Here is a 23,975-nt window from a genome sequence, read left to right as displayed (position 1 = left end):
GGGAGCGAGTGGAACAGACCGTGTCCGCGCCGTTGTCGTCGAAGCCGCACCGCCGCCGGGAACTGCGGGACTTCCTGATGGCCCGCAGGGCCCGGATCTCGCCCGCGCAGGCCGGACTCCCGGACGGCGGCGCCCGGCGCCGCACACCGGGGCTGCGCCGCGAGGAGGTCGCCGTGCTGGCCGGGGTCGGCGCGTCCTGGTACCAGTGGCTCGAACAGGGACGCGACATCACCGTCTCCCCGCAGGTCCTCGACGCGGTCGCGCGCGTGCTGCGCCTGACCGGTCCGGAGCGGCGCCATCTGTACGTGCTCGCCGGGCTCAATCCGCCGCTGCCGGAAGCGGTGCCCGACGCCGACTTCTGCGAGGGGCTCTACCGGCTGATCGAGTCCTGGTCGCCGTTCCCCGCGCACATCATGGACGCCTACTGGAACATCCTGGCGTTCAACGAGCCGGCCCGGCAGACCTTCGCCTTCACCGCGCGCGACACGAACTGCCTGGTCAGCTTCTTCACTGACCCCGTCTACCGGGGCCGCGCCGACCGGCACGCGACGCTGGCGGCGACCATCGTCGCCCAGTACCGTGCCGCCGCCTCGGAGTACCCGGACGACGAGGGCTTCCACCGGATCGTCTCCGAACTGGCGGCGGTCAGCACGGAATTCGCCGAGCTGTGGGCGCTCGGCGACGTCCAGCCCAGCGGCCAGCTCGTCAAGGAGCTGAGCCACCCGCTCGTGGGCGACCTCCACTTCGAGAGCACCCAACTGCGCATCCCGGCCCGCCCCGACCTCACCATCGTGATGCACAATCCGCTGCCGGACACCGAAACGGCCGCCAAGCTCCAGTGGCTGGCGTCACCGGAGCAGCGGCGCGGGTCGTTCCGCTCGGTGGACGAGCGGGCGAGCTGACCGCGGGGGCCTGAGGATTTCCGGGCCCGCGGGTCCCCCGGACGGGTCCGGATCGCCGGGGTCTCGGGCACTCGGGACCTCAGGCACTCAGGCTCTCGGGCACCCGGGCTCTCGGGACCTCGGGCTCTCGGGCTCTCGGGACCTCAGGCACTCAGGCTCTCGGGACCTCAGGTGCCGAAGGTGCCGATCATCGAGACCAGGTTGGCGCTGGCCGCCTGGATCGACGTGGCCAGGCTCGTGTCCGCCAGATAGAACCCGAAGGCACCGCAGACGAGAGCGTGGGTCGCCTTCATCGAGCCCTTCCGCTTCAGGAAGAAGGCCGCGACGGCGAGGACGATGACGAAGGGCAGGTGCAGAAGCATCGAATCACCTCAGACGAGGAGGACTGCACGACCCACGCTAAGCGCGGTTCGCTGTCCGCGCATCTTCGGCCACCCAGGGTGACGACACCGGGGGCCACCTCCGCGAAGGCGCGTGCGGGGCGGCGGATAAGGTCGGCGCATGAGCGATGCGACCGTGGACCCGGAAGACCGGAAACTCATCACGTTGGCCCGGTCGGTCCGTGCCCGTAACGGCGCGCCGGAAGGCGCGGCGGTACGGGACGAGATGGGCCGGACCTATGTGGCGGGCCCCGTGGCGCTGGCGTCGCTGAATCTCAGCGCGCTCCAGACGGCGGTGGCGATGGCGGTGGCGAGCGGGGCGACCTCGCTGGAGGCGGCCGTCGTGGTCACGGCGGAGACCGCCGCCGCGGACCGGGACCGCGCCGTCGTCGGGGACCTGGGCGGCCCGGCCACGCCGGTGATCCTCGCGGCCCCGGACGGCACGGTCCGGAGCACGGTCACCGCGGGCTAGGGGTCGAAGGGGCCGTTCGTGATCCGCCGGACAGGCCCTAGGGGCTGTCCGGCGCGGCGGGACGCACCCTAGAGCGCGTCGGGTCCGCGCTCCCCGGTCCTGACCCGTACGGCCGTCTCGACCGGCACCGCCCACACCTTGCCGTCACCGATCTTGCCGGTGCGGGCCGCGGCCACGAGCGTCTCGATGACGGCCTCGACGTCGGCGTCCTCGACCAGCACCTCCACCCGGGCCTTGGGGACGAGGTCGACCCGGTACTCCGCGCCGCGGTAGACCTCGGTGTGGCCGCGCTGGCGCCCGTAGCCGCTGGCCTCGGTGACGGTGAGGCCGTGCACGCCCATCTCCTGGAGTGCGGTCTTCACGTCGTCCAGTTTGAACGGCTTGATGACCGCGGTGACCAGCTTCATCCGAGGGTGCTCCTGTCCGGGACGTGAGCAGCGGCCTTGTGCGCGGGGAGCGACGTGCCGTGCGTCAGTACGCCGTGATCGTAGGCGGTCTCGGCGTGCACGGTCAGGTCGAGGCCGGTCCGTTCTTCCTCCTCGCTCGCCCGGAAGCCCATCAGCCGGTCGATCGCCCGCCCGATGCCGTACGTCACGGCGAAGGCGTACGCCCCGACCGCCGCGACCGCGACGGCCTGTCTGCCGAGCTGGCCGAGGCCGCCGCCGTACAGCAGGCCCTCGGGGCCGCCGGTCATGGTGGCGGTGGCGAGCAGGCCGATGAGCAGGGTGCCGACCACGCCGCCGACGAGGTGGACGCCGACCACGTCGAGCGAGTCGTCCACGCCCCAGCGGAACTTCCAGCTCACGGCGTACGAGCAGAGCACCCCGGCGCAGAGCCCGACGACCAGCGCGCCCACCATGTCGACGCTGCCGCAGGACGGGGTGATGGCGACGAGACCGGCGACCGCGCCGGACGCGGCGCCCAGGGTGGTGGCGTGCCCGTCCCTGCGCTTCTCGACCAGCAGCCAGCCGAGCAGCCCGGCGCAGCCCGCCGCCTGGGTGTTGACGAAGGCGGCGGCGGCCAGGCCGTTGGCGCCGAGCGCGGACCCGGCGTTGAAGCCGAACCAGCCGAACCAGAGCAGGCCCGCGCCGAGCAGCACCAGCGGCAGATTGTGCGGGCGCATCGAGTCCTTGCGGAAGCCGAGCCGGGGCCCGAGCACGATCGCCAGCGCGAGCCCGGAGGAGCCCGAGCACACCTCCACGACGGTGCCGCCCGCGAAGTCCAGCGCGCCCAGTTCGCCGACGATCCACCCGCCGGTGCCGAACACCCAGTGCGCGACGGGTACGTATACGGCCAGCGTCCACACCAGGACGAACACCACCCACGCGCCGAACCGCGCGCGGTCCGCGACGGCGCCGCTGATCAGCGCGGCGGTGACGATCGCGAAGGTGAGCTGGAAGGCGGCGAAGAGCAGGGTCGGCACATGGCCGGTGACGGTCGTCGGGGTGATGCCGTGCATCCCGAGGTGGTCCAGGCCGCCGATCAGGCCGAGGCCGCCCGCGTCGGGGCCGAAGGCGAGGGTGTAACCGGCGGTCAGCCAGACCACGGTGACCAGCGCGATCGACACGAAACTCATCATGAACATGTTGAGGACGCTCTTGCTGCGGACCATGCCGCCGTAGAAGAGCGCGAGGCCGGGGGTCATCAGCAGGACCAGCGCGGTGGCGGCCAGCAGCCAGGCGGTGTCGCCCGCGTCGACCGCGGGTTGACCGGCGGACAGGAGCAGCACGGGGGAGTCCCTTCCATGGACGGCTGGGGAAGAGCGTCACGGGCGCGTATTTCCGGTTGTGGGCATACGTGTTTCCGCCGTGTTTCGTGTTGCGCGAGGGTTTCCGGCGGATCACCGTGCCGTCACCCGCGGGCCGCCGGAGAAGGGCCCCGGCCGGTGCCGTACGGGCGGGGGCGGGCTCAGGCACCCCCGTCTTCGGGGAGAATGGGCGCATGAGCGCTCGTACCCAGCCCGCAGACACCCCGCACCGGTCCGGTTTCGCCTGTTTCGTCGGCCGCCCCAACGCCGGGAAGTCCACCCTCACGAACGCTCTGGTCGGCCAGAAGGTGGCGATCACCTCCAACCGGCCGCAGACCACCCGGCACACCGTGCGCGGCATCGTGCACCGGCCGGACGCCCAGCTCGTGCTGGTCGACACCCCGGGGCTGCACAAGCCGCGCACGCTGCTCGGCGAGCGGCTCAACGACGTGGTGCGCACCACCTGGTCGGAGGTCGACGTGATCGGCTTCTGCCTGCCCGCCGACCAGAAGCTCGGCCCCGGCGACACCTTCATCGCGCGCGAGCTGGCCGGGATCAAGAAGACGCCGAAGGTCGCCATCGTCACCAAGACCGACCTGGTCGACGGACAGACGCTGCGCGAGCAACTGCTCGCCGTGGACAAGCTCGGCCGCGACATCGGCATCGAGTGGGCCGAGATCGTGCCGGTCTCCGCGACCGGCGGCGACCAGGTCGAGCTGCTGGCCGACCTGCTGGTGCCGCTGCTGCCCGAGGGCCCGCTGCTCTACCCCGAGGGCGACCTCACCGACGAGCCCGAGCAGGTCATGGTCGCCGAGCTGATCCGCGAGGCCGCGCTCGAAGGCGTACGCGACGAACTGCCGCACTCCATCGCGGTCGTCGTCGAGGAGATGCTGCCGCGCGAGGGCCGCCCCGAGAACCGGCCGCTGCTCGACATCCACGCCAACCTCTACATCGAGCGGCCCAGCCAGAAGGGCATCATCATCGGCCCCAAGGGCGCCCGCCTGAAGGAGGTCGGCATGAAGTCCCGCACCCAGATCGAGGCCCTGCTGGGCACCCCGGTCTTCCTCGACCTCCATGTGAAGGTCGCCAAGGACTGGCAGCGCGACCCGAAGCAGCTCCGCAAGCTCGGCTTCTGACCCGCGGCCGGCTCGCGGTTCGCCGACCGTGGGCCGCCCGCGGCGGGTCAGGTGCGGTCGGCGTCCGCCAGGCGGGTCCTGGCGCTGGGGGCGGGCAGGGGGCTCGCGCCCTTGATCGTGCGGTGCAGGGGCGAGGTCTCGGTGCGCCGGATGCCGGGCAGTTCGGCGACGGGCCCGGTCAGATAGCGGTAGAGCGCGCTGGCGTCCTGGCAGTTCACGGAGGCGTAGACGTTGGCCGTGCCGGTGGTCGCCGCCGCGAAGGCGATCTCGTGGTGGGCGGCGAGCGCCGCCCCCACCTCGGCCAGACGGGCGGGCTCGACCTCCAGCCACAGCCCCGTCCGCAGCGCGGGCTGGAGCGCGCGCCGGTCGAAGTCCAGGTCGTAGTAGAGGACCCCGGCCGCCCGCAGCTCCGACATGCGCCGCCGTACCGTCGTCTGCGACCAGCCGGTGACCTCGGCCAGTTCGGCGGCGGGCGTCCGGCCGTCCACCGCGAGCGCGTCGAGCAGCGGCTGGTCGTCGGGGGCCAGCGGATACGGCGCCGTGCTCTCCGGGGCCGGGGCCTGCGCGTCCGCCACGACCAGCGCCCGCGCCTCGTCCGGGCTCAGCCAGCCCGCCTTGGTCACCGGGCTCAGATCCTGCCCGAAGAAGACGTGCAGCATCGCCTGCGCGGTCACCTGCACCACGCGCGGTGTGCGCGGCAGCTTCTGGAGCAGCAGCGAGTCGTCCCCCTGGGGGAGCGCGGCCTGCACCAGGCAGAAGATCTCGGTGCCGCCCGAGATGAGGCTGACCCAGCGGGTGTCGGTACGCCGGGCCAGCGCCTCGCTGACCGAAGCCGCCGCGTCCGGGGTGCACCGCACCCGTACGAACCACGGCGTCACACCGATCCGGTGCGGGTCGGTCAGGCCCACCACCCGCAGCAGTCCGCTGGAGCGGAGGCGGCCGTAGCGGCGGGCCACGGTCTGGTCGGAGACGCCGAGCACCTCGCCGATCCGGCGGAACGGCGCCCGGCCGTCGATCTGGAGGGCGTGCACGACCCGGTGGTCCAGCTCGTCGAGTCCCTCCAGCATGTCCCATGTCGTGTCGGATTCCATCGGGCAAGGCTAGGGGATGTCGGATTCCGCCGCCAAGGCGTCGCTGACTGTGGCGCGGACCGGGCGTCACGGATCGTGGGAACCGCTGCACCCCACGATCCGCACGATCCGCCGGACTCGCGGACCCCTTGAGGTCCGCCAGGCCCGCGAGGTCCGCTCCCGAACGGAGTTCCACCCATGCGCAAATGGCTGCCCCTCGTGGCGATCTGCCTGGGCGCCTTCATCCTGCTGGTCGACGTCACCATCGTGAACGTCGCCCTGCCGAGCATGGCGTCCGACCTCGACGCGTCCTTCACCTCCTTGCAGTGGGTGATGGACATCTACGCGCTCGCCCTCGCCGCCCTGCTGATGGTGGCGGGCTCGCTCGCCGACCTCTTCGGACACCGGCGGATCTACGCGGCCGGGCTCGTCGTCTTCGCCCTCGCCTCGCTGGCGGCTGCCCTGTCGCCGAACACCGCCGCGCTGATCACCGCGCGGGCCGTGCAGGGCGTGGGCGGCGCCGCGATGTTCGCCACCTCGGCCGCGCTGGTGTCCGCGACCTACCACGGCCGCGACCGCGGCACCGCCTTCGGCGTCTGGGGCGCGGTCAACGGCGCCGCCGCCGCTGCCGGGCCCATCCTCGGCGGCCTGCTCACCCAGGGTTTCGGCTGGCAGGCGATCTTCCTGGTCAACCTGCCGATCGCGGTCGTCGCCGTCGCGCTCACGCTGAAGGTGCTGCCCGCCGGGCGGCGCGGCGCCGGACGCCTGGACCTGCCGGGCGCCGCCGCCTTCACCCTCGCGGCGGCCTCGCTCACGTACGCGCTGATCCGCGGCGGCGAGCACGGCTGGACCGAGTCGCTGACCCTGACCGCCTTCGCGGTCGCCGCCCTGGCCGTCGTCGGCTTCGTCGTCGCCGAGGCCAGGTCCGCGCACCCCATGCTCGACCTGGCGCTGCTGCGCCGCGCCAGCTTCTCCGGCCTGCTCGGCGGCGCCCTGCTCTACCAGGCGGCGGCCTTCAGCGGCCTGGTCTACCTCTCGCTGTGGCTCCAGAACGTCCTCGGCCTCAGCCCGATCCGCGGCGGTCTGGCCCTGATGCCGCTGGCCGGGGCGTCCTTCCTGGCAGCCGCCGTCGCGGGCCGGCACATGCACCGCGTCGCGCCCCGGCTGCCGATCGCCGGCGGTCTCGTCCTGATCGCGGCGGGCTGCGCGGTGCTGTGGCTGTCCGTGCACGCCTCGTCCGGGCAGTCCGCCCTCTTCGCGGGCCTGGCGGTCGTCGGTGTGGGCGCGGGGCTGGCCACCCCCGTCCTGGTCTCGGCCGCCGTGGAGGCCGTGCCCCCGCAGCGCGCGGGCATGGCGGGCGCCGCCGTGAACACCTTCCGCCAGCTCGGAATGACGCTCGGCATCGCGGTATTCGGCGCCGTCTTCACCTCGCGGCTGCGCGACACGACCGCGGGCGGCGGCTCGCTGCGGGCCGGATACGCCTCGGGCCTGGACCGCATTTCCCTTTACGCGGCGGTCGCCGCGCTGGCCGGAGCCGTGCTCGTCCTGGCCACGCTCCGCCCCGCCGCTGCCGCCTCTGCTCCCGCTCCGGCCGCTGACGGTGACGCCTCGGCCGAGGCTGAGGGAAAGCCCCAGGTCAGCGCGGTGGAGGAGGTCGCCACCGGCCGGAAATGACGGCTGGCGACCGCTTCATCCGATTCACCCGCTTTTGAGTGACCGGCGCCACATATGACGGACACATAAAGTGCCCCCTCTTTCACGCACCGCGACAGAGGGGGCACCCCCTTGTGATCCCCTCGATAGGACGCAGGTCACATACGAAGCCGCTTAGTACACCGCGCCTCCCGTATTGACGGGAAAACGCCTCCTCCCGACCCCGTCTACGAATGCAATCCGTAGACGGGGTCTTTGACCTCTGAATTGCCCGCCTCTAACAATTCACTGGTCCGCTACGGAGGAAGAGGTAATTCCCGAATGCAGCTCCCCACGATCCCGAAGAAGCTCCCTACGTTCACCGCGTTCAACCGGATGCCGAAGAAGCACAAGATCACGGCCGCCGGCGCTGTCGCCGCTGCCGCGGTCGTGCTGACCGTGACCGGTCTGGAAGCGACCGCAGGTGCCGGTTCGGCGACCGCGGCGAGCAACCCGGCCGGGTTCTCGGTCTCCACCGGTACGCAGGTCAAGGACCTGAACGCGCAGACCGGCCTCGCGTCGCAGAAGTCCATCAGGGACGCCGCGCAGAAGAAGACCGACCAGGCCAACGCGGCGAAGAAGGCCGAGGCCGCCAAGCAGGCCGACGCCGCGAAGAAGAAGGCGGACGCCGAGGCCGCCAAGAAGAAGGCCGCGGCCGACGCCGCCGACCGCGCGAAGCAGAAGTCCGCCGCGAACCGCTCGACCAAGCGCGCCCCCGTCGCCGCGCCGAAGAAGGCCGCCGCCGCCACGCCCGTGAAGGCCGCCGCCAAGTCCTACTCGAACAACCTCGACGGCTGGATCAAGCAGTCGCTGGACATCCTGCACTCCAAGGGAATTCCCGCCAGCTACAACGGGATTCACAAGAACATCATCCGCGAGTCCAGCGGTAACCCGAAGGCCATCAACAACTGGGACATCAATGCCCGGAACGGCATTCCCTCCAAGGGCCTGCTCCAGGTGATCGACCCGACCTTCAAGACCTACCACGTGTCCGGTACTTCGTGGGACATCTACGACCCGGTCGCCAACATCACCGCCGCCTGCAACTACGCGGCCGACCGCTACGGCTCGATGGACAACGTGAATTCCGCGTACTGATCGCGCACTTCACCACCCACCGCACCCCGGAAGGGCGGCGAGGCCCCACGGCCCCGCCGCCCTTCCGGCGTCAGCGGCGCCCGCCGGTCCGGTCGGCCAGGTGTCCCGGCGCCCCGACGCCCGCGGGAAGCAGCGGGTCGGTCACCGGGATTCCAGCTCTTCGGACGGGGGCGGCCTACGCGCCCTCGCCCAGGACCGCCTCGATCAGTTCGCGTTGGGCGGGGGTCAGGTGGGGGTCGGCGCAGTGGGCGGTGCGGCCGTCGGCGGTGATGGCGTAGGTGAAGCCGTCGGGGACCGGGGGGCCCGAGGGCGGGGGAGCGGCCAGGACGGCCTCGGCCAGGGAGGTGAGGCGGGCCGCGTCGGGGCGGCCCGCCGTGTCGAGGGCGGCGCGGCGGGGGATGCCCGCGAAGCCGCCGGAGCGGACCACCTCGATACGCATGGGCTGTGTCACGCCTCCTGCGGCTGGCCGGGCTGCTGGCGGGGGACCTCGGCCGCGGGGGCGGCGGCCGGAGCGACGCCCACCCGGGACCAGGACGAGAGCACCGCCTGGTGCTGCTCGCCTTCACCGTAGCGGGCCTTGGCCGCCGCGGCGGTGGCCGCGGCGAAGTCCGCGAACTGGGCGTGCGGCGACAGCGAGCCGCCGGTGAGGGTGTCGTACCAGATCTGCCCGGCCTGCTCCCAGGCGTTGCCGCCCAGCTCGGCCGCCAGGAGGTAGAAGGCGTGGTTGGGGATGCCCGAGTTGATGTGCACGCCGCCGTTGTCGCGCGAGGTGGTGACGTAGCCGTCCATCGTGCCGGGTTGCGGGTCCTTGGCGAGCCGCGGGTCGTCGTAGGCGGTGCCGGGCTCCTTCATCGAGCGCAGCGCGTGGCCGTCGACGCCCGGTGCGAGCAGCCCGGCGCCGATCAGCCAGTCGGCCTGCTCCGCGCTCTGCCCGAGTGTGAACTGCTTGATGAGGCTGCCGAAGACATCGGAGACGGACTCGTTGAGCGCGCCGGACTGCCCGAAATAGTCCAGGTTGGCGCTGTACTGGGTGACGCCGTGCGTCAACTCGTGGCCGATCACGTCCAGCGGAAGGGTGAAGTCCAGGAAGATCTCGCCGTCGCCGTCCCCGAAGACCATCTGCTGGCCGTTCCAGAAGGCGTTGTTGTAGCCCTGGAGGTAGTGGACGCTGGCCACCAGCGGCAGGCCCGCGTCGTCGATCGAGTGACGCCCGTACGCCTTCAGATACGTCTCGAAGGTCGCGCCGAGCGCGTCGTACGCCCGGTTGACGCTCGCGTCCTTGGACGGCTTGGCTCCCTCGGCGCGCACCTTGCGCCCCGGCAGCGTGTCCTGGTGCTTGGCGTCGTGAACGGTCCGTCGCGGCTGGTCGGAGGCGGCGGCCCCGGTGACGGCGGTGGCGCCGATCACCGTGGTCAGGCGGCGCCTGGTGCGTTGCAGCGCGTCCTGCTCCAGGGTGCGGCGAGCGGGTCCCGAGACCCCGGAGTCCTCGGAACGGGACAGCTTGTCGAGCACGTGCGGCGGCACGATCGTGCAGAAGACGGCGTTGGGCGCATGCGTGGCAGTCATGGCGGCAATGTGGCACGCGTCACAGTCGCTGTCACGGGTTGCGACGATGATTGACGAAAAGGAGCGAAGGATCATGGTTTGAGTGGACAGAACCGTGCATCTTGCATGCTGAGAGGATCTTCGTACCGGCTACGTGATTCCGTCCGCCTCGGTTATGGTCGTCCCATCATGCGTTTCGGGCTGCTTCTCCTTAGCTGCCGCGGCGAGGGCCTGTAGTCGTAGGCCGACCCCCTCCCCGCGGAGTTCAGGCGTGCCATCGCCGTCGGCCGACACTCAGCCGGACCCCCGAGGAGCCAGAGCCCCATGACAACCCCCAATCGCGTCGGCCGTCCCACGCCCATCACCACGGCCACCGCGCGCCAGCGCCCCAGTGTGATGCCGGTCCACAAGTACGGCCACTACGAGGCCGTGGACATCGCCGACCGCACCTGGCCGAACGCCCGCATCACCCGGGCGCCCCGCTGGCTCTCCACGGACCTGCGCGACGGCAACCAGGCGCTGATCGACCCCATGTCGCCCACCCGCAAGCGCGAGATGTTCGACCTGCTGGTCCGCATGGGCTACAAGGAGATCGAGATCGGCTTCCCGTCCTCGGGCCAGACCGACTTCGACTTCGTACGCTCCCTGATCGAGGGCGACGCGATCCCCGAGGACGTGACGGTCTCCGTCCTGACCCAGGCGCGGGAGGAACTGATCGAGCGCACCGTCGAGGCCCTGCGCGGCGTACCCCGCGCCACCGTCCACCTGTACAACGCGACCGCGCCGGTCTTCCGCCGCGTCGTCTTCCGCGGCAGCCGTGACCAGGTCAAGGCGATCGCGGTGGACGGCACCCGGCTGGTGATGGAGTACGCCGAGAAGATCCTGGGCGACGACACCGTCTTCGGCTACCAGTACAGCCCGGAGATCTTCACCGACACCGAGCTGGACTTCGCCCTGGAGGTCTGCGAGGGCGTGATGGACGTCTGGCAGCCCGAGCCGGGCCGCGAGATCATCCTCAACCTGCCCGCCACCGTGGAGCGTTCCACCCCCTCCACGCACGCCGACCGCTTCGAGTGGATGTCGCGGAACCTGTCCCGCCGCGAGTACGTGTGCCTGTCCGCGCACCCGCACAACGACCGCGGTACGGCCGTGGCCGCCGCCGAACTGGCGCTCATGGCCGGCGCCGACCGGGTCGAGGGCTGCCTGTTCGGGCAGGGCGAGCGCACCGGCAACGTCGACCTGGTGACGCTGGGCATGAACCTGTTCAGCCAGGGCGTCGACCCGCAGATCGACTTCTCGCAGATCGACGAGATCCGTCGCACCGCCGAGTACTGCAACCAGATGGAGGTCCACCCGCGCCACCCCTACGCGGGCGACCTGGTCTACACCTCCTTCTCCGGCTCCCACCAGGACGCCATCAAGAAGGGCTTCGAGGCGATGGAGGCCACCGCCGCCGCCGAGGGCAAGACCGTCGACGACATCGAGTGGGCGGTGCCGTACCTGCCGATCGACCCCAAGGACGTCGGCCGCTCCTACGAGGCCGTCATCCGCGTCAACTCGCAGTCCGGCAAGGGCGGCGTCGCGTACGTGCTGAAGAACGGCCACAAGCTGGACCTGCCGCGGCGCATGCAGATCGAGTTCTCCCGGATCATCCAGGCCAAGACCGACAGCGAGGGCGGCGAGGTCACCCCCGCGCAGATCTGGTCGGTCTTCCAGGACGAGTACCTGCCCACCAGCGACAACCCGTGGGGCCGGGTCGCCCTGCGCTCCGCCCAGACGTCCACCTCCAGCGACGGCACCGACGCCCTCACCGTCGAGGCCGTGGTCGACGGCGTCGAGACCACCCTGAGCGGTACGGGCAACGGCCCGATCTCGGCCTTCGTCGACGCGCTGGCCGGGGTGGGCATCGACGCCCGCGTCCTGGACTACTCCGAGCACACCATGAGCGAGGGCGCCTCCGCGCGGGCCGCCTCGTACATCGAGTGCGCGATCGACGGAAAGGTGCTGTGGGGGATCGGCGTCGACCCCAACACCACCCGCGCGTCGTTGCAGGCGCTGGTCTCGGCCGTCAACCGGGCCGCGCGCTGACGGGATTGACCCGGTTCACCCGGTCCGTCCGAGGGGCGAAAACCCCCGGGCGGACCGGTTCGAGCACCCTCGCAAGGCAATTGCCCCTTACGCGGTACTGACTGCGACCGCCGACTGTGGCTAACATCACGGCAGTGCGGCAGCGTTGCCGAACGGCCGGAGGGTGCAGCGTGATGAAGCTGAGGCTGTGTATCTGGGGTGTGCGAACGGCGTGGCACACCGAGGACGACGGTGAGTTCTTCTGCCCTGATTGCGGCGGCGACCGTGCCTACCACCGCAGAACCGGCACCCGCAGACTGACCGTGCTCAATGTGCCGGTCCTGCGCCGGGGCCCCGCGGGCACCGTCATCGAGTGCACCGCCTGCCACCGGCAGTACGCCTCCGACGTCCTGCTGCGGCCCACCACCACCCGCTTCTCCGCGATGCTGCGGGACGCCGTGCACACCATCGCGCTCGCCGTCCTCACCGCGGGCGGCGCCACCGGCCGCCCGGCCCGCGAGGCCGCCGTCGGCGCCGTGCGCTCCGCCGGGTTCTCCGACTGCACCGAGGACCAGTTGCTCGGGCTGCTCGCCGCCATCGTCGCCGACGAGGGCCGGTACGGCGCCTCCGGCTCGGGGGGTGCCCCCCTCGGGCCCGACTCCTTCGCCGACGAGGTCGACGGGTGCGGGAGCTGGCTGTCCATCGAGCTTCACGAGGCGCTCGAGCCGCTGGCCGACCACCTCGACCCGCTCGGGCGCGAGCGGGTTCTCCTCCAGGGCGCGCACATCGCCCTCGCCGACGGGCCCTACCTCCCTGCGGAACGCGAAGTCCTCGAAGCCGTCGGCCGCTGTCTCTCCCTGCCCCTCACCGACATCGACCGCCTCCTCGCCGGAGCCGCCGCGGCCCTCTGACCTGCGGTCCGCCCGCGCGTGGGCGCCCTGGCGCAGGGCCTGTTCTCAAGGTGCCCCTCCAGCGCCCCTGACGGGGCACAGGCCCTGCGTGAAGGGGGGCGTACTCCTGGGGGAGTAGCCCCCGGATCGGTCCTGGGCGGGACGAGGAAGGCGAGCCCGGCGGAGGAAGCTGACGGTAGGAGAAGACCTCGGCTTTCGGAGGAGCCCATGAACGTCACCACACGTCCGTGGGCGGTACCGCGGCTCAGGGCCGTACCGCTGGCCCGTCTGCGCCCCGCCGCGACCCCGTGACCTGGCTCGGCGCACCCCGCGTCCGGGAGGATGGGTCCGTGGCGCTCACCATGGACCTTCTGCGCGCCCCGCGCATCCCGGCGGCGCCGGGACCGCGGGTCGCCCCCGCCGACGTGGCGTTCGCCGCGCTCGTGTTCGCCGTGGAGGCGTTCCTGGCGTGCTGTCTGCCGGAGGAGCCGGCCAGCGGGCGGCCGGACCTGGCGGGCTGGGCGCTGCTGGTGGGCAGCGCGCTGGTGCTCGTGTGGCGGCGGCGTTCGCCGCTGGTGTGCATGCTCGGGATGCTGGCGTTCGTGGCGCCGTACCACTACCTGGAGAACATCCAGGTGGCGCCGATCCCGTCGAGCATGGTGGCGCTGTACGCGCTGGCAGTCGCGGGGCCGCCCCTGCGTACGTTCCTGCTGCTGCCGACGGTGATCGCGCTGATGGCGGCCATCATGTCGACGATCAGCGCGCCGCACGCGGGCACCGACATGCTCAAGAGCGCCGGCTGGATCGTCGCGGTCGCGGTGGCGGGCGAGGTGGTGCGGATGCACCGCAACTACGTGGCCGCGATCGTCGGGCGGGCCGAGCGCGCCGAGCGCACCCGCGAGGAGGAGGCGGCCCGCCGGGTCGCGGAGGAGCGGCTGCGGATCGCCCGCGACCTGCACGACCTGCTCGCGCACAGCATCACCCTGATCGGCGTCCAGACGTCGGTGGCCGCGCACATCCTCGTCGCCGACCCCGACCGGCTCGACCGTACGGCGGTGGCCGCCGCGCTCGACACGATCGCCGACACCTGCCGGGAGGCCCGCGCCGAGCTGCGGACCACGCTGCGGGTGCTGCGCGCGGACGGCGACGGCCCGCTGCCCGACCTCGCGGGGATACCGGCGCTCGCCAAGGCCGCGGAGGCGGCGGGGGCCAGGGTGGACCTGGGCGACGCCGTGGGCGTCGCGCCGGTGCCGCCCGCGGTGGGCGCCGCGGCCTTCCGGATCGTCCAGGAGTCGCTCACCAACGCGGTACGGCACGCGGGGGTGCCGAGCCCGCTGATCACCGTACGGGTGGACCGCCGGGAGACGGCCCTGCACCTGCTGATCGAGGACGACGGCTCCTGCGGCGGCCCCGCGCCCGCGAACCGCGCCGAGGGGCGTACCGAGGGCTTCGGCATCGCCGGGATGCGCGAGCGCGCCCGCAGCGTCGGCGGCACCCTCACCGCGGGGCCGCGCCAGGACCGTACGGGCTTCGCGGTCAGCGCCGTGCTGCCGCTCACCGTCGATCACCAGGGAGACCACAGATGACCTCGCCGCCGCCGATCCGCGTGCTGCTCGCCGACGACCAGACGCTGGTGCGGGCCGCGTTCGCGATGCTGGTGGAGTCCGCCCGCGACATGGAGGTGGTCGGGCAGGCGGCGAACGGCCTGGAGGCGGTCGAGCAGGCCCGCAGCGCCCGCGCCGACGTCATCGTGATGGACATCCGCATGCCGGAGCTCGACGGCATCGAGGCCACCCGGCGGATCGCCGCCGACGACGACCTGGCGGGTGTGCGCATCCTCGTACTGACCACCTACGACGACGACCAGCACGTGGTGTCGGCGCTGCGCGCGGGCGCGTCCGGCTTCCTGGTCAAGGACACCAGGCCCGCGGAGCTGCTGGACGCGATCCGTACCGTGGCGGCCGGGGACTCGCTGCTGTCGCCCGGCCCCACCGCGCGGCTGATCGCCCGGGTGCTGCGGCTGCCGGACCGGCCGCTGGTCAGCGCCCCGGCCCCGGCCGGGCTCGGCGGGCTGTCCGAGCGCGAGCGCGAAGTCCTCACGCTGGTCGCGCGCGGTCTGAACAACGCGGAGACCGGTGAGGCGCTGGGCCTGAGCCCGCTCACCGCCAAGACGCACGTGAGCCGGATCATGGGCAAGCTCGGCGCCCGCGACCGCGCCCAACTCGTCATCACCGCCTACGAGTCCGGCCTGGTCGCGCCCGGCGCCGACCGCTGAGCCGGGGCCCGGCGGCGGCCGGTCGGCCGTCCGTCGCCGTACCGCTCCCGCCGTACGCGAGAATGGGCCCATGAGTCTGTTCCGCGACGACGGCATCGTGCTGCGCACCCAGAAGCTGGGTGAGGCGGACCGGATCATCACGCTGCTCACCCGGCGGCACGGACGGGTACGGGCGGTGGCCCGCGGTGTGCGCAGGACGAAGTCGAAGTTCGGCGCGCGCCTGGAGCCGTTCAGCCACGTCGACGTGCAGTTCTTCGTCCGCGGCGGGGAACTGGTCGGCCGCGGTCTGCCGCTGTGCACACAGGGCGAGACGATCGCGCCGTACGGCGGCTCGATCGTCACCGACTACGACCGCTACACCGCGGGCACCGCGATGCTGGAGACCGCGGAGCGCTTCACCGACCACGAGGGCGAGCCCGCCGTGCAGCAGTATCTGCTGCTGGTCGGCGCGCTGCGGACGCTCGCGGCGGGCGACCACGAGCCGCGGCTGGTGCTCGACGCCTTCCTGCTGCGGTCGCTGGCCGTCAACGGATACGCGCCCAGTTTCGACGACTGTGCCAAATGCGGTATGACCGGTCCCAACCGGTTCTTTTCGGTCGGGGCGGGAGGAGTCGTCTGCGGCGACTGCCGGGTGCCGGGAAGCGTCGTACCCTCACGGGAGTCACTGGAACTGCTCGGCGCGCTGCTGGGCGGCGACTGGGAGACCGCAGACGCCTGCGAGCCGCGCCACTGCCGTGAGGGCAGCGGGCTGGTGGCGGCCTACCTCCAGTGGCACCTGGAGCGCGGACTGCGCTCCCTGCGGTTCGTCGAGAAGACCTGAGCCGAGAAGGCATGAGGAGAAGTACCACCATGGCACGTCACGGGATTCTGGCCCGTTCCCGAAGCTCGTACCGGACACCCGACCCGCACCCGTCGGGGGCGCGTCCGCCGAAGCTCCAGAGCGAGCTGGTGCCCAAGCACGTGGCCGTCGTCATGGACGGCAACGGCCGCTGGGCCAAGGAGCGCGGCCTGCCGCGCACCGAGGGCCACCGGGTCGGCGAGGGCGTCGTCCTGGACGTGCTGAAGGGCTGCCTGGAGATCGGCGTCAAGAACCTCTCGCTGTACGCCTTCTCGACCGAGAACTGGAAGCGCTCGCCCGAGGAGGTGCGCTTCCTGATGAACTTCAACCGGGACGTGATCCGGCGGCGCCGCGACGAGATGGACGAACTCGGCATCCGCATCCGGTGGGTCGGGCGCATGCCCAAGATGTGGAAGTCCGTCGTGCAGGAGCTCCAGGTCGCCCAGGAGCAGACCGTCGACAATGACGCGATGACGCTGTATTTCTGCGTCAACTACGGGGGGCGCGCCGAGATCGCCGATGCGGCGCAGGCCATCGCCCGTGATGTCGCCGACGGGCGGCTCGACCCGTCCAAGGTCAACGAGAAGACCTTCGCCAAGTATCTCTACTACGCCGACATGCCCGACGTGGATCTCTTCCTGCGTCCCAGTGGTGAGCAGCGCACCTCCAACTATCTGCTCTGGCAGAGCAGTTACGCCGAGATGGTCTTCCAGGACGTGCTGTGGCCCGATTTCGACCGGCGCGATCTGTGGCGGGCCTGCGTCGAATACGCCTCGCGCGACCGTCGCTTCGGCGGGGCCATCCCCAACGAGGCCCAGCTCGCCGGCGACCAACGCGCCTAGCCCTTCCCGGGCGGGGTGACCCGATCCTTCCCGGGGCCGCCCCCGGACGGTTCCTCCGCCCCGGACGGCGGTCCGGCCTTCCCGGCCGCCGGGTGCCCTTGCGCAGGGCCTGCTTTTTTGGGGCGCGGGGAACTGCGCGACCAGCCACGGCGGTGGCGCGCCGTTGAAAACCGGCCCCAGCGGGGCAGTTGCTGTGTGCTTTCGGGCTGAAAGCCCGGTGGGGGCTGAGCGCGCAGTTCCCCGCGCCCCTGAAAACACGTGGCCGGCGCCCCGGTGGAAGAGCCGTCCGGGGGCCGCGCCCGGGAAAGACCGGCCTACCGCCCCGGTGGAAGAGCCGTCCGGGCGGGGTCGGGGAAGGGCGGGGGAGGCCCTTGGGGGTGGGCTAGGGCTGGGGGTGCTCGACGCAGTCGGAGCAGGTGCCGAAGATCTCCATGGTGTGGGCGACATCGGCGAAGCCGTGCTCGGCGGCGACCGCGTCGGCCCACTTCTCGACGGCGGGCCCCTCGACCTCGACGGCCTTGCCGCAGACGCGGCAGACGAGGTGGTGGTGGTGGCCGCCGCCGGAGCAGCGGCGGTAGACGGACTCGCCCTCACCGGTCCGGAGGACATCGATCTCGCCCGCGTCGGCCAGCGACTGAAGGGTCCGGTAGACCGTGGTGAGCCCGACGGAGTCGCCGCGGTGCTTCAGGATGTCGTGCAGATCCTGCGCGCTGCGGAATTCGTCGACCTCCGAGAGAGCGGCCGACACGGCGGCCCGTTGCCGGGTGGAGCGGCCACGTACGGGATGGGTGGTCACCGGTGCCTCCTTCTGGGTCGCTTCGTGCACCTGTCCGGACGGCCCATTGTGCCAGGCCGTTCCGTTCAGGCGGGTACCTCGTCGGCGCCGCCGCGGGCGGCGGGCACCTCCACCTCCAGGGTGCACCGTTCCCGCTCCGCCGCGGCCCGCCTGGCGCGTTTCCTGGCCAGCGGAGTGGCGAGCGCGGTGAGCACGATGAAGAGCCCGATGGTGATCAGGACGATCGTCGCACCGGACGGCACGTCCACGTAGTACGAGGTGACGGTGCCGGACAGTGTCACGGTGGCGCCGATGGCCACCGCGCTGACGAAGGTGACCAGGAAGCTGCGGGTGATCTGCTGCGCCGCCGCGACGGGGATCACCATCAGCGCGCTGACCAGCAGCAGCCCGACCACGCGCATCGCGACCGTGACGGTGAGCGCGGCCGTGACCGCGACCAGCAGATTCAGCAGCCGCACCGGCAGCCCGGTGACCCGCGCGAACTCCTCGTCCTGCGACACCGCGAAGAGCTGCCGCCGCAGGCCCACGGTCACCAGCATGACGAAGCCCGCCAGCAGGCACATCGTGGTGATGTCGGACGGCGAGACGGTGGTGATCGAACCGAACAGGTACGTCTCCAGGTTGGCGTTGGAGCCGTTCGGCGCGAGGCTCGTCAGCATCACACCGCCCGCCATGCCGCCGTAGAAGAGCATGGCCAGCGCGATGTCGCCGCGCGTCTTGCCGTACCAGCGGATCAGCTCCATCGCGACGGCGCCCGCCACCGAGACGGCGGTGGCCATCCAGACCGGGTTGGACTGGAGGAGGAAGCCGAGGCCGACGCCGGTCAGCGCGACATGGCCGATACCGTCGCCCATCAGGGCCTGCCGTCGCTGCACGAGGTAGATCCCGATGGCCGGCGCGGTGAGGCCGACCAGCGCGGCGGCGATCAGGGCCCGTTGCATGAAGGCGTAGTCGAGGAATTCCATCAGCTCAGCAGTCCCGTCCTGACCGGCGCGGCCGAGGCGTCCGCGTGCGGGTGTACGTGGTCGTGGCCCGGCAGGGCGTGCTGTCCCAGTGCCCGCGGCGGCGCGCCCTCGTACGTCACGCAGCCGTCGCGCAGCACGACCGCGCGGTCGATCAGCGGTTCCAGCGGCCCCAGTTCGTGCAGGACCAGCAGGACGGTGGTGCCCGCCGCGACCTGGGCGCGCAGGGTCGCCGCGAGGATGCGCTGGCTGTCGAGGTCCACGCCCGCCATCGGCTCGTCCATGATGAGCAGGTCCGGCTCCCCGGCCAGCGCGCGGGCGATCAGCACCCGCTGGTGCTGGCCGCCGGAGAGCGCGTCCACGGAGTCGCCCGCGCGGTCGGTGAGGTCGACGACGGCGATGGCCCGGTCCACGGCCGCCCGGTCGGCGCGGCGCATCGGCCGCAGCCGGGTACGGGCCAGCCGCCCGGCCGAGACCACCTCGCGTACGGTCGCGGGCACGCCGCCGGCCGCCGTGGTGCGCTGCGGCACGTACCCGATCCGCGCCCACTGCCGGAAGCGGCGCAGCGGCGTACCGAACAGCTCCAGCGAGCCGCCGGTCAGCGGCACCTGGCCGATGACCGCGCGCACCGCCGTGGACTTGCCCGAGCCGTTGGCGCCGAGGAGCGCCACGACCTCGCCGCGCCCGACGGTCAGGTCGATGCCGCGCAGTACGGGGCGAGCGCCGAGGGTGGCGGTGGCGCCGCTGAGCGCGATGACCGGGTCCGTGACCGCGCCGGTGTCCCCGGCCGCTTCGACGGCTTGCTGGTCCATGGCGGTGACCTCCGTCACTTCGCGCCGAGCGCCGCGCGCAGGGCCGTCAGATTGCTCCGCTGCACCTGGAAGTAGTCGGTGCCCTTGGACTTGTCGGTGATGCCCTCGATCGGGTCGAGGACGTCGGTGCGCAGCCTCAGGTCGCCCGCGAGGGTCTTCGCGGTGGCGTCGCTGACCAGCGTCTCGAAGAAGACGGTCGACACGTGCTTGCTCTTCACCAGGTCGTGCAGCGCCTTGACCCGCGCCGCGCTGGGCTCGCTCTCCGGGTCGATGCCGTTGATGGCCTCCTCGACCAGCCCGTACCGCTCGGCGAGGTAGCCGAAGGCGGCGTGCGTGGTGACGAAGGTGTCGGAGGCGCGGTTCTTCAGGCCGTCGCGGAATGCGGTGTCCAGGGCGGTGAGCCGGGCGACCAGCGCGTCGGTGTTCTTGCCGTACGCCGCCGCGTTCGCCGGGTCGGCCTGCTCCAGCGCCTTGCCGACGCCCTTGGCGACCTCGGCGTACTTCACCGGGTCCAGCCAGACGTGCGGGTCGGCGCCCGCGCCTTCCTCGCTGCCGCCGCCGGTGCCGTTGTCGCCGGTCGTGTGGTGCGTGCCGTCCACCTCGGTGCCGTGGGACTCCAGTGGGGTCAGCGACGCGGCGTCGACCTTGTGCTTGACGCCGGAGAGCTTCACGGCGTCGTCCACGGCGGGCTGGAGGCCCTTGAGGTAGACGATCACATCGGACTGGCCGAGCCTGCCGGTCTCCTTCGGCGTCAGCTCCAGGTCGTGCGGCTCCACGCCCGGCTTGGTGAGGTCGGTCACCGCGACATGGTCGGCGCCGATCTGCGCCGCCAGGTACTCCAGCGGGTAGAAAGCGGCCGTGACCTTGAGTTTTCCGCCGCTCTTGGAGTCACCCGAGGTGTTCTCGGAGGCGTCGGCGCCGGAGCAGGCCGACAGTGCCAGCAGGCCGAGCACGGCCGCGGCGGCGACGGAGACGGCGGATATCGGGCGGCGATGGATGTTCATGACTGTCATTTTCATCTGATGTGGAAACGATTGTCAATATCCGTAGGGCGGGGTCCGCGATCCGCTCCCGGCCGGGTTCCTGGAGCCGGGTTCCGGAACGGATTTGATAAGGGGACCGCACCCGCCGGTAATCTGAGGCAACTGACCGCTTCGTCGTACTGAAGAGAGCACCGTGGCCGCCGACAAGATCGACACCATCGTCAGCCTGAGCAAGCGCCGTGGCTTCGTTTTCCCGAGCAGTGAGATCTACGGCGGCTCCAAGGCCGCCTGGGACTACGGGCCGCTGGGCGTCGAGCTGAAGGAGAACATCAAGCGCCAGTGGTGGCGCGCCATGGTGACCTCCCGTGAGGACGTGGTGGGAATCGACTCGTCGGTGATCCTCGCCCCCGAGGTCTGGGTGGCCTCCGGCCACGTCGCCACGTTCTCCGACCCGCTCACCGAGTGCACCTCCTGTCACAAGCGCTACCGCGCGGACCACCTGGAGGAGGCGTACGAGGCCAAGCACGGCAAGCCCCCGGCCAACGGCCTCGCCGACATCAACTGCCCGCACTGCGGCACCAAGGGCGCCTTCACCGAGCCCAAGCAGTTCTCCGGCATGCTCCAGACCCACCTCGGCCCGACCCAGGACGCGGGCTCGGTGGCGTACCTGCGGCCCGAGACCGCGCAGGGCATCTTCACCAACTTCGCCCAGGTGCAGACCACTTCGCGCAAGAAGCCGCCGTTCGGCATCGCCCAGATGGGCAAGTCGTTCCGCAACGAGATCACGCCGGGCAACTTCATCTTCCGCACCCGCGAGTTCGAGCAGATGGAGATGGAGTTCTTCGTCAAGCCCGGCGAGGACGAGAAGTGGCACGAGTACTGGATGCAGGAGCGCTGGAACTGGTACACGGGCCTGGGCATCCGGGAGGAGAACATCCGGTGGTTCGACCACCCCAAGGAGAAGCTCTCCCACTACTCCAAGCGCACCGCCGACATCGAGTACCGCTTCAACTTCGGCGGCCAGGAGTTCAGTGAGCTGGAGGGCGTCGCCAACCGCACCGACTACGACCTCTCCTCGCACTCCAAGGCGTCCGGCCAGGACCTCTCCTACTTCGACCAGGAGGCGGGCGAGCGCTGGTTCCCGTACGTCATCGAGCCCGCGGCCGGTGTCAACCGCGCGATGCTGGCCTTCATGCTCGACGCGTACAACGAGGACGAGGCGCCCAACGCCAAGGGCGTCATGGAGAAGCGCACCGTGATGCGGCTCGACCCGCGCCTCGCGCCGGTCAAGGTCGCCGTCCTGCCGCTCTCCCGCAACCCCGAGCTGTCCCCGAAGGCCAAGGGCCTGGCCACCGCCCTGCGCGCCAACTGGAACATCGAGTTCGACGACGCGGGCGCCATCGGCCGCCGCTACCGCCGCCAGGACGAGATCGGCACGCCGTTCTGCGTGACCGTCGACTTCGACACGCTCGAGGACAACGCGGTGACGGTCCGCGAGCGCGACACGATGAAGCAGGAGCGCGTGTCGCTCGACCAGGTGGAGACCTACCTGGGCAGCCGACTGCTGGGCTGCTGACGCCGGTTGCACACGGGCGGGGCCGCGCGAGCCGGACGGACCGGATCGCGCGGCCCCGCCCTCGTCGTCCCGTGCGTCAGTCCGCGCGCAGGCCGCGCAGCACCAGCTCGCACACCGCCGTGAACTCGGCGTCGACACCCGGCAGGGTCCACTCGGCCGCGTGCGCCGGGTCGTGGAAGCGGCAGGTGGCGTCCCAGACGGCGCGGGCGGTGGCCGCCCGGTCGCAGGGGGCGAACTCACCGCGCCTGACGCCGTCCGCGACGATCCCGGCGAGCTGGTCGATCGTCTCCTGCACGTGGCGGCTGACGGCGCCGCTGTTGTCGCGCGCCAACGCCTGGAAGGTGGCGAAGAGTTCCGGGTCGAGCCCGGCCTTGCGCCGCTTGGCCGCGAAGAGTTCGGCGAGCCAGCGCGGCAGCCGCTCGGGCGCCGGACCGTCCTCCGCGGCGATGTCCGCGAGCGCCGCGTGCGCCTCGGCCAGCCACTTCTGGGTGACCGCCTCGCGCAGCTCCGCCTTGCTGCGGAAGTGCCGGTAGACGCTGCCGTGGCTGACCCCGAGCGCCCGCGCCACATCGACCACCGTGGCCTTCGCGGGGCCGTAGCGGCGCAGCACGTCCTCGGTGGCTTCGAGGACGCGGTCACGGGTCAGGGGCTCCGGCGGCATGGGAGAGGCGGCCTTTCGGCGGTCGGGACACGGCTTCTGCGACGGCGACGGCCGCCGTGATCGCCGGGGCCGTCGCCGTCCAGTGTGCGGCAGGGCGCCGCCGGCTCAGCGCTCGCTGTCCAGATGGGTCATCTGCCGGGGGTCGTAGCGGGTGCCCGCGACCTCCGCGGCCGGGACGGCCCGCTCGATGTCGGCGATGTCCGCGGCGGCCAGCGTCAGGTCGAGCGCGGAGAGCGCCTCGGTGAGCCGGTCCCTGCGGCGGGCGCCGATCAGCGGCACGATGTCGTCGCCGCGGGACAGCACCCAGGCGATGGCGGCCTGCGCGACCGTGACGCCCTTGCCGTCCGCGACCTCGCGCAGCGCCTCGACCAGGCCGAGGTTGCGCTCCAGATTCTCCCCGGAAAAGCGCGGGTTGTAGCTGCGGAAGTCGCCCGCCTCCGTGCCGCTGCCCCGGGTCCAGTGGCCGCTGAGCAGCCCGCGCGAGAGCACGCCGTACGCCGTCACGCCGATGCCGAGGTCGCGGGCGGTGGGCAGAATCCGGTCCTCGATGCCGCGCGAGAAGAGGCTGTACTCGATCTGGAGGTCGGCGATCGGGGCGACGGAGGCGGCCCTGCGCAGCGTCTCCGCGCCGACCTCGGACAGCCCGATGTGCCGGACGTGCCCGGCCTGGACCAGCTCGGCGATCGCGCCGACGGTCTCCTCGATCGGCACGTCCGGGTCGACGCGGGCGATCCGGTAGATGTCGATGTGGTCGGTGCCGAGCCGGTTCAGGGAGTACGCGAGGAAGTTGCGGATCGCGACCGGGCGGCCGTCGTAGCCGCCGAAGCCGCCCTCGACATCGCGCAGCGCGCCGAATTTGACGCTGATGACGGCCTGGTCGCGGCTGCCGGGGCGGGCCCGCAGGGCGTCGCGGATCAGCAGTTCGTTCAGGCCCATGCCGTAGAAGTCGCCGGTGTCGAGCAGGGTCACGCCCGCGTCCAGCGCGGCGTGGATGGTGGCGACGGACTCGGCGTCGTCGGAGGCGCCGTATGCGCCGGACATGCCCATGCAGCCGAGGCCGAGGGCGGAGACGACGGGTCCTGTGGTGCCGAGGGTGCGGGTGCGCATCGGTGGGGGTCCCCTTCGGGGTCGTCGGCGGGACGGGTGTGCGTTCCCACCGTCACATGTGGACTGACAGATATCAACATCTGTCAGTCCACATGTCGTGCGACCGTGCCCCTGGGGGCCGTCC

Annotated in this window: 24 protein-coding genes; 12 read left to right on the top strand and 12 right to left on the bottom strand. The window is 71.7% G+C overall.

Annotation, left to right across the window (positions count from 1 at the left end):
• The first annotated feature begins 77 nt into the window (after window positions 1-77).
• Window positions 78-902, top strand: coding sequence for a helix-turn-helix transcriptional regulator (locus ACIO6U_RS04310; protein WP_401715844.1), 825 nt, complete (start codon window positions 78-80; stop codon window positions 900-902).
• Between the two features lie 167 nt (window positions 903-1,069).
• On the opposite strand, the gene ACIO6U_RS04305 is transcribed toward ACIO6U_RS04310, so the two are convergent.
• Entirely contained in the window at window positions 1,070-1,264 is a 195-nt protein-coding gene (locus tag ACIO6U_RS04305; protein WP_355344517.1) for a hypothetical protein, read from the bottom strand.
• Between the two features lie 139 nt (window positions 1,265-1,403).
• On the opposite strand from ACIO6U_RS04305, the gene ACIO6U_RS04300 reads away from it, so the two are divergent.
• On the top strand, window positions 1,404-1,754 hold the full coding sequence (locus ACIO6U_RS04300) for a cytidine deaminase (protein ID WP_355344520.1): 351 nt from the start codon (window positions 1,404-1,406) through the stop codon (window positions 1,752-1,754).
• Window positions 1,755-1,822: 68 nt separating this feature from the next.
• Here ACIO6U_RS04300 and ACIO6U_RS04295 read toward each other — a convergent pair whose 3' ends face one another.
• Both ACIO6U_RS04295 and ACIO6U_RS04290 read right to left on the bottom strand, forming a co-directional pair.
• A complete protein-coding gene (locus tag ACIO6U_RS04295) occupies window positions 1,823-2,161 on the bottom strand; it encodes a P-II family nitrogen regulator (RefSeq protein ID WP_355344523.1) in 339 nt (112 codons plus the stop codon).
• On the bottom strand, window positions 2,158-3,483 hold the full coding sequence (locus ACIO6U_RS04290) for an ammonium transporter (protein WP_391047480.1): 1,326 nt from the start codon (window positions 3,481-3,483) through the stop codon (window positions 2,158-2,160). The genes ACIO6U_RS04295 and ACIO6U_RS04290 overlap by 4 nt, the downstream gene beginning before the upstream one ends.
• A gap of 212 nt (window positions 3,484-3,695) precedes the next feature.
• Between ACIO6U_RS04290 and era the strand changes: the two genes are divergently transcribed.
• Window positions 3,696-4,637: a GTPase Era gene (gene era, locus ACIO6U_RS04285; RefSeq protein WP_355344525.1), complete on the top strand. Its 942-nt coding sequence runs from the start codon at window positions 3,696-3,698 to the stop codon at window positions 4,635-4,637.
• A 47-nt stretch (window positions 4,638-4,684) separates the two neighbouring features.
• Here the strand turns inward: era and ACIO6U_RS04280 are convergent, their stop codons facing one another.
• The gene (locus tag ACIO6U_RS04280; RefSeq protein WP_401715448.1) at window positions 4,685-5,728 is read right to left on the bottom strand and encodes an Lrp/AsnC family transcriptional regulator; all 1,044 of its coding nucleotides are present in this window, start codon (window positions 5,726-5,728) and stop codon (window positions 4,685-4,687) included.
• Window positions 5,729-5,905: 177 nt separating this feature from the next.
• Here ACIO6U_RS04280 and ACIO6U_RS04275 point away from each other — a divergent pair, with 177 nt between their 5' ends.
• Complete coding sequence (locus tag ACIO6U_RS04275) at window positions 5,906-7,381, top strand: MFS transporter (protein ID WP_355344531.1); 1,476 nt, start codon at window positions 5,906-5,908, stop codon at window positions 7,379-7,381.
• Window positions 7,382-7,681: 300 nt separating this feature from the next.
• Window positions 7,682-8,497 carry a transglycosylase SLT domain-containing protein gene (locus ACIO6U_RS04270; RefSeq protein ID WP_355344534.1) on the top strand — a complete coding sequence of 272 codons (816 nt, stop codon included), beginning with the start codon at window positions 7,682-7,684 and terminating at the stop codon, window positions 8,495-8,497.
• Window positions 8,498-8,672: 175 nt separating this feature from the next.
• Here the strand turns inward: ACIO6U_RS04270 and ACIO6U_RS04265 are convergent, their stop codons facing one another.
• Window positions 8,673-8,936 (bottom strand): protealysin inhibitor emfourin, encoded by a 264-nt coding sequence (locus tag ACIO6U_RS04265; RefSeq protein WP_401715841.1) that lies wholly within the window; start codon window positions 8,934-8,936, stop codon window positions 8,673-8,675.
• Between the two features lie 8 nt (window positions 8,937-8,944).
• On the bottom strand, window positions 8,945-10,063 hold the full coding sequence (locus ACIO6U_RS04260) for a M4 family metallopeptidase (protein WP_401715445.1): 1,119 nt from the start codon (window positions 10,061-10,063) through the stop codon (window positions 8,945-8,947).
• A gap of 303 nt (window positions 10,064-10,366) precedes the next feature.
• Between ACIO6U_RS04260 and leuA the strand changes: the two genes are divergently transcribed.
• The 6 genes from leuA (at window position 10,367) to ACIO6U_RS04230 (ending at window position 16,954) form a co-directional block, all read left to right on the top strand.
• Window positions 10,367-12,130, top strand: coding sequence for a 2-isopropylmalate synthase (gene leuA / locus ACIO6U_RS04255; protein WP_401715443.1), 1,764 nt, complete (start codon window positions 10,367-10,369; stop codon window positions 12,128-12,130).
• A 173-nt stretch (window positions 12,131-12,303) separates the two neighbouring features.
• Entirely contained in the window at window positions 12,304-13,020 is a 717-nt protein-coding gene (locus ACIO6U_RS04250; RefSeq protein ID WP_355344543.1) for a TerB family tellurite resistance protein, read from the top strand.
• Window positions 13,021-13,361: 341 nt separating this feature from the next.
• Window positions 13,362-14,585, top strand: a complete 1,224-nt coding sequence (locus tag ACIO6U_RS04245) for a histidine kinase (RefSeq protein WP_391047656.1) — start codon at window positions 13,362-13,364, stop codon at window positions 14,583-14,585.
• Window positions 14,582-15,274 (top strand): response regulator transcription factor, encoded by a 693-nt coding sequence (locus tag ACIO6U_RS04240; protein ID WP_355344548.1) that lies wholly within the window; start codon window positions 14,582-14,584, stop codon window positions 15,272-15,274. Before ACIO6U_RS04245 ends, ACIO6U_RS04240 begins: the two co-directional genes overlap by 4 nt.
• A 70-nt stretch (window positions 15,275-15,344) precedes the next feature.
• On the top strand, window positions 15,345-16,094 hold the full coding sequence (recO, locus tag ACIO6U_RS04235) for a DNA repair protein RecO (protein ID WP_355344550.1): 750 nt from the start codon (window positions 15,345-15,347) through the stop codon (window positions 16,092-16,094).
• 29 nt (window positions 16,095-16,123) lie between these two features.
• Window positions 16,124-16,954: an isoprenyl transferase gene (locus ACIO6U_RS04230; protein ID WP_188280782.1), complete on the top strand. Its 831-nt coding sequence runs from the start codon at window positions 16,124-16,126 to the stop codon at window positions 16,952-16,954.
• A 382-nt stretch (window positions 16,955-17,336) separates the two neighbouring features.
• Here ACIO6U_RS04230 and ACIO6U_RS04225 read toward each other — a convergent pair whose 3' ends face one another.
• The 4 genes from ACIO6U_RS04225 to ACIO6U_RS04210 all read right to left on the bottom strand — a co-directional run bounded on the left by ACIO6U_RS04225 (window position 17,337) and on the right by ACIO6U_RS04210 (window position 20,528).
• Complete coding sequence (locus ACIO6U_RS04225; RefSeq protein WP_355344554.1) at window positions 17,337-17,750, bottom strand: Fur family transcriptional regulator; 414 nt, start codon at window positions 17,748-17,750, stop codon at window positions 17,337-17,339.
• A gap of 65 nt (window positions 17,751-17,815) precedes the next feature.
• Window positions 17,816-18,715 carry a metal ABC transporter permease gene (locus tag ACIO6U_RS04220; protein WP_401715440.1) on the bottom strand — a complete coding sequence of 300 codons (900 nt, stop codon included), beginning with the start codon at window positions 18,713-18,715 and terminating at the stop codon, window positions 17,816-17,818.
• Window positions 18,715-19,524, bottom strand: a complete 810-nt coding sequence (locus tag ACIO6U_RS04215) for an ATP-binding cassette domain-containing protein (RefSeq protein ID WP_391160262.1) — start codon at window positions 19,522-19,524, stop codon at window positions 18,715-18,717. The genes ACIO6U_RS04220 and ACIO6U_RS04215 overlap by 1 nt, the downstream gene beginning before the upstream one ends.
• A 14-nt stretch (window positions 19,525-19,538) precedes the next feature.
• Window positions 19,539-20,528 (bottom strand): metal ABC transporter substrate-binding protein, encoded by a 990-nt coding sequence (locus ACIO6U_RS04210; RefSeq protein WP_401715437.1) that lies wholly within the window; start codon window positions 20,526-20,528, stop codon window positions 19,539-19,541.
• 172 nt (window positions 20,529-20,700) lie between these two features.
• Between ACIO6U_RS04210 and ACIO6U_RS04205 the strand changes: the two genes are divergently transcribed.
• Window positions 20,701-22,083 (top strand): glycine--tRNA ligase, encoded by a 1,383-nt coding sequence (locus ACIO6U_RS04205; protein ID WP_355344566.1) that lies wholly within the window; start codon window positions 20,701-20,703, stop codon window positions 22,081-22,083.
• Between the two features lie 76 nt (window positions 22,084-22,159).
• Here ACIO6U_RS04205 and ACIO6U_RS04200 read toward each other — a convergent pair whose 3' ends face one another.
• Both ACIO6U_RS04200 and ACIO6U_RS04195 read right to left on the bottom strand, forming a co-directional pair.
• On the bottom strand, window positions 22,160-22,744 hold the full coding sequence (locus ACIO6U_RS04200; protein ID WP_355344569.1) for a TetR family transcriptional regulator: 585 nt from the start codon (window positions 22,742-22,744) through the stop codon (window positions 22,160-22,162).
• A gap of 105 nt (window positions 22,745-22,849) precedes the next feature.
• Window positions 22,850-23,851, bottom strand: coding sequence for an aldo/keto reductase (locus ACIO6U_RS04195; protein WP_401304390.1), 1,002 nt, complete (start codon window positions 23,849-23,851; stop codon window positions 22,850-22,852).
• Between the last annotated feature and the right edge of the window lie 124 nt (window positions 23,852-23,975).

The organism is Streptomyces sp. NPDC087422 (assembly GCF_044744145.1).
Lineage (GTDB): Bacteria > Actinomycetota > Actinomycetes > Streptomycetales > Streptomycetaceae > Actinacidiphila.
The sequence above is the reverse complement of the archived record's forward strand: the minus strand, read 5'-3'. Positions and strand labels throughout refer to the sequence as shown.

Coding starts and splice junctions, on each gene's coding strand:
- ACIO6U_RS04245 (WP_391047656.1), top strand. CDS start 13,362: ATGGACCTTCTGCGCGCCCCGCGCATCCCGGCGGCGCCGGGACCGCGG.
- ACIO6U_RS04230 (WP_188280782.1), top strand. CDS start 16,124: ATGGCACGTCACGGGATTCTGGCCCGTTCCCGAAGCTCGTACCGGACA.
- ACIO6U_RS04250 (WP_355344543.1), top strand. CDS start 12,304: ATGAAGCTGAGGCTGTGTATCTGGGGTGTGCGAACGGCGTGGCACACC.
- ACIO6U_RS04265 (WP_401715841.1), bottom strand. CDS start 8,936: ATGCGTATCGAGGTGGTCCGCTCCGGCGGCTTCGCGGGCATCCCCCGC.
- ACIO6U_RS04305 (WP_355344517.1), bottom strand. CDS start 1,264: ATGCTTCTGCACCTGCCCTTCGTCATCGTCCTCGCCGTCGCGGCCTTC.
- era (WP_355344525.1), top strand. CDS start 3,696: ATGAGCGCTCGTACCCAGCCCGCAGACACCCCGCACCGGTCCGGTTTC.
- ACIO6U_RS04240 (WP_355344548.1), top strand. CDS start 14,582: ATGACCTCGCCGCCGCCGATCCGCGTGCTGCTCGCCGACGACCAGACG.
- ACIO6U_RS04200 (WP_355344569.1), bottom strand. CDS start 22,744: ATGCCGCCGGAGCCCCTGACCCGTGACCGCGTCCTCGAAGCCACCGAG.
- recO (WP_355344550.1), top strand. CDS start 15,345: ATGAGTCTGTTCCGCGACGACGGCATCGTGCTGCGCACCCAGAAGCTG.
- ACIO6U_RS04220 (WP_401715440.1), bottom strand. CDS start 18,715: ATGGAATTCCTCGACTACGCCTTCATGCAACGGGCCCTGATCGCCGCC.
- ACIO6U_RS04215 (WP_391160262.1), bottom strand. CDS start 19,524: ATGGACCAGCAAGCCGTCGAAGCGGCCGGGGACACCGGCGCGGTCACG.
- ACIO6U_RS04195 (WP_401304390.1), bottom strand. CDS start 23,851: ATGCGCACCCGCACCCTCGGCACCACAGGACCCGTCGTCTCCGCCCTC.
- ACIO6U_RS04295 (WP_355344523.1), bottom strand. CDS start 2,161: ATGAAGCTGGTCACCGCGGTCATCAAGCCGTTCAAACTGGACGACGTG.
- ACIO6U_RS04270 (WP_355344534.1), top strand. CDS start 7,682: ATGCAGCTCCCCACGATCCCGAAGAAGCTCCCTACGTTCACCGCGTTC.
- ACIO6U_RS04300 (WP_355344520.1), top strand. CDS start 1,404: ATGAGCGATGCGACCGTGGACCCGGAAGACCGGAAACTCATCACGTTG.
- leuA (WP_401715443.1), top strand. CDS start 10,367: ATGACAACCCCCAATCGCGTCGGCCGTCCCACGCCCATCACCACGGCC.
- ACIO6U_RS04280 (WP_401715448.1), bottom strand. CDS start 5,728: ATGGAATCCGACACGACATGGGACATGCTGGAGGGACTCGACGAGCTG.
- ACIO6U_RS04260 (WP_401715445.1), bottom strand. CDS start 10,063: ATGACTGCCACGCATGCGCCCAACGCCGTCTTCTGCACGATCGTGCCG.
- ACIO6U_RS04275 (WP_355344531.1), top strand. CDS start 5,906: ATGCGCAAATGGCTGCCCCTCGTGGCGATCTGCCTGGGCGCCTTCATC.
- ACIO6U_RS04210 (WP_401715437.1), bottom strand. CDS start 20,528: ATGAACATCCATCGCCGCCCGATATCCGCCGTCTCCGTCGCCGCCGCG.
- ACIO6U_RS04310 (WP_401715844.1), top strand. CDS start 78: ATGGCCCGCAGGGCCCGGATCTCGCCCGCGCAGGCCGGACTCCCGGAC.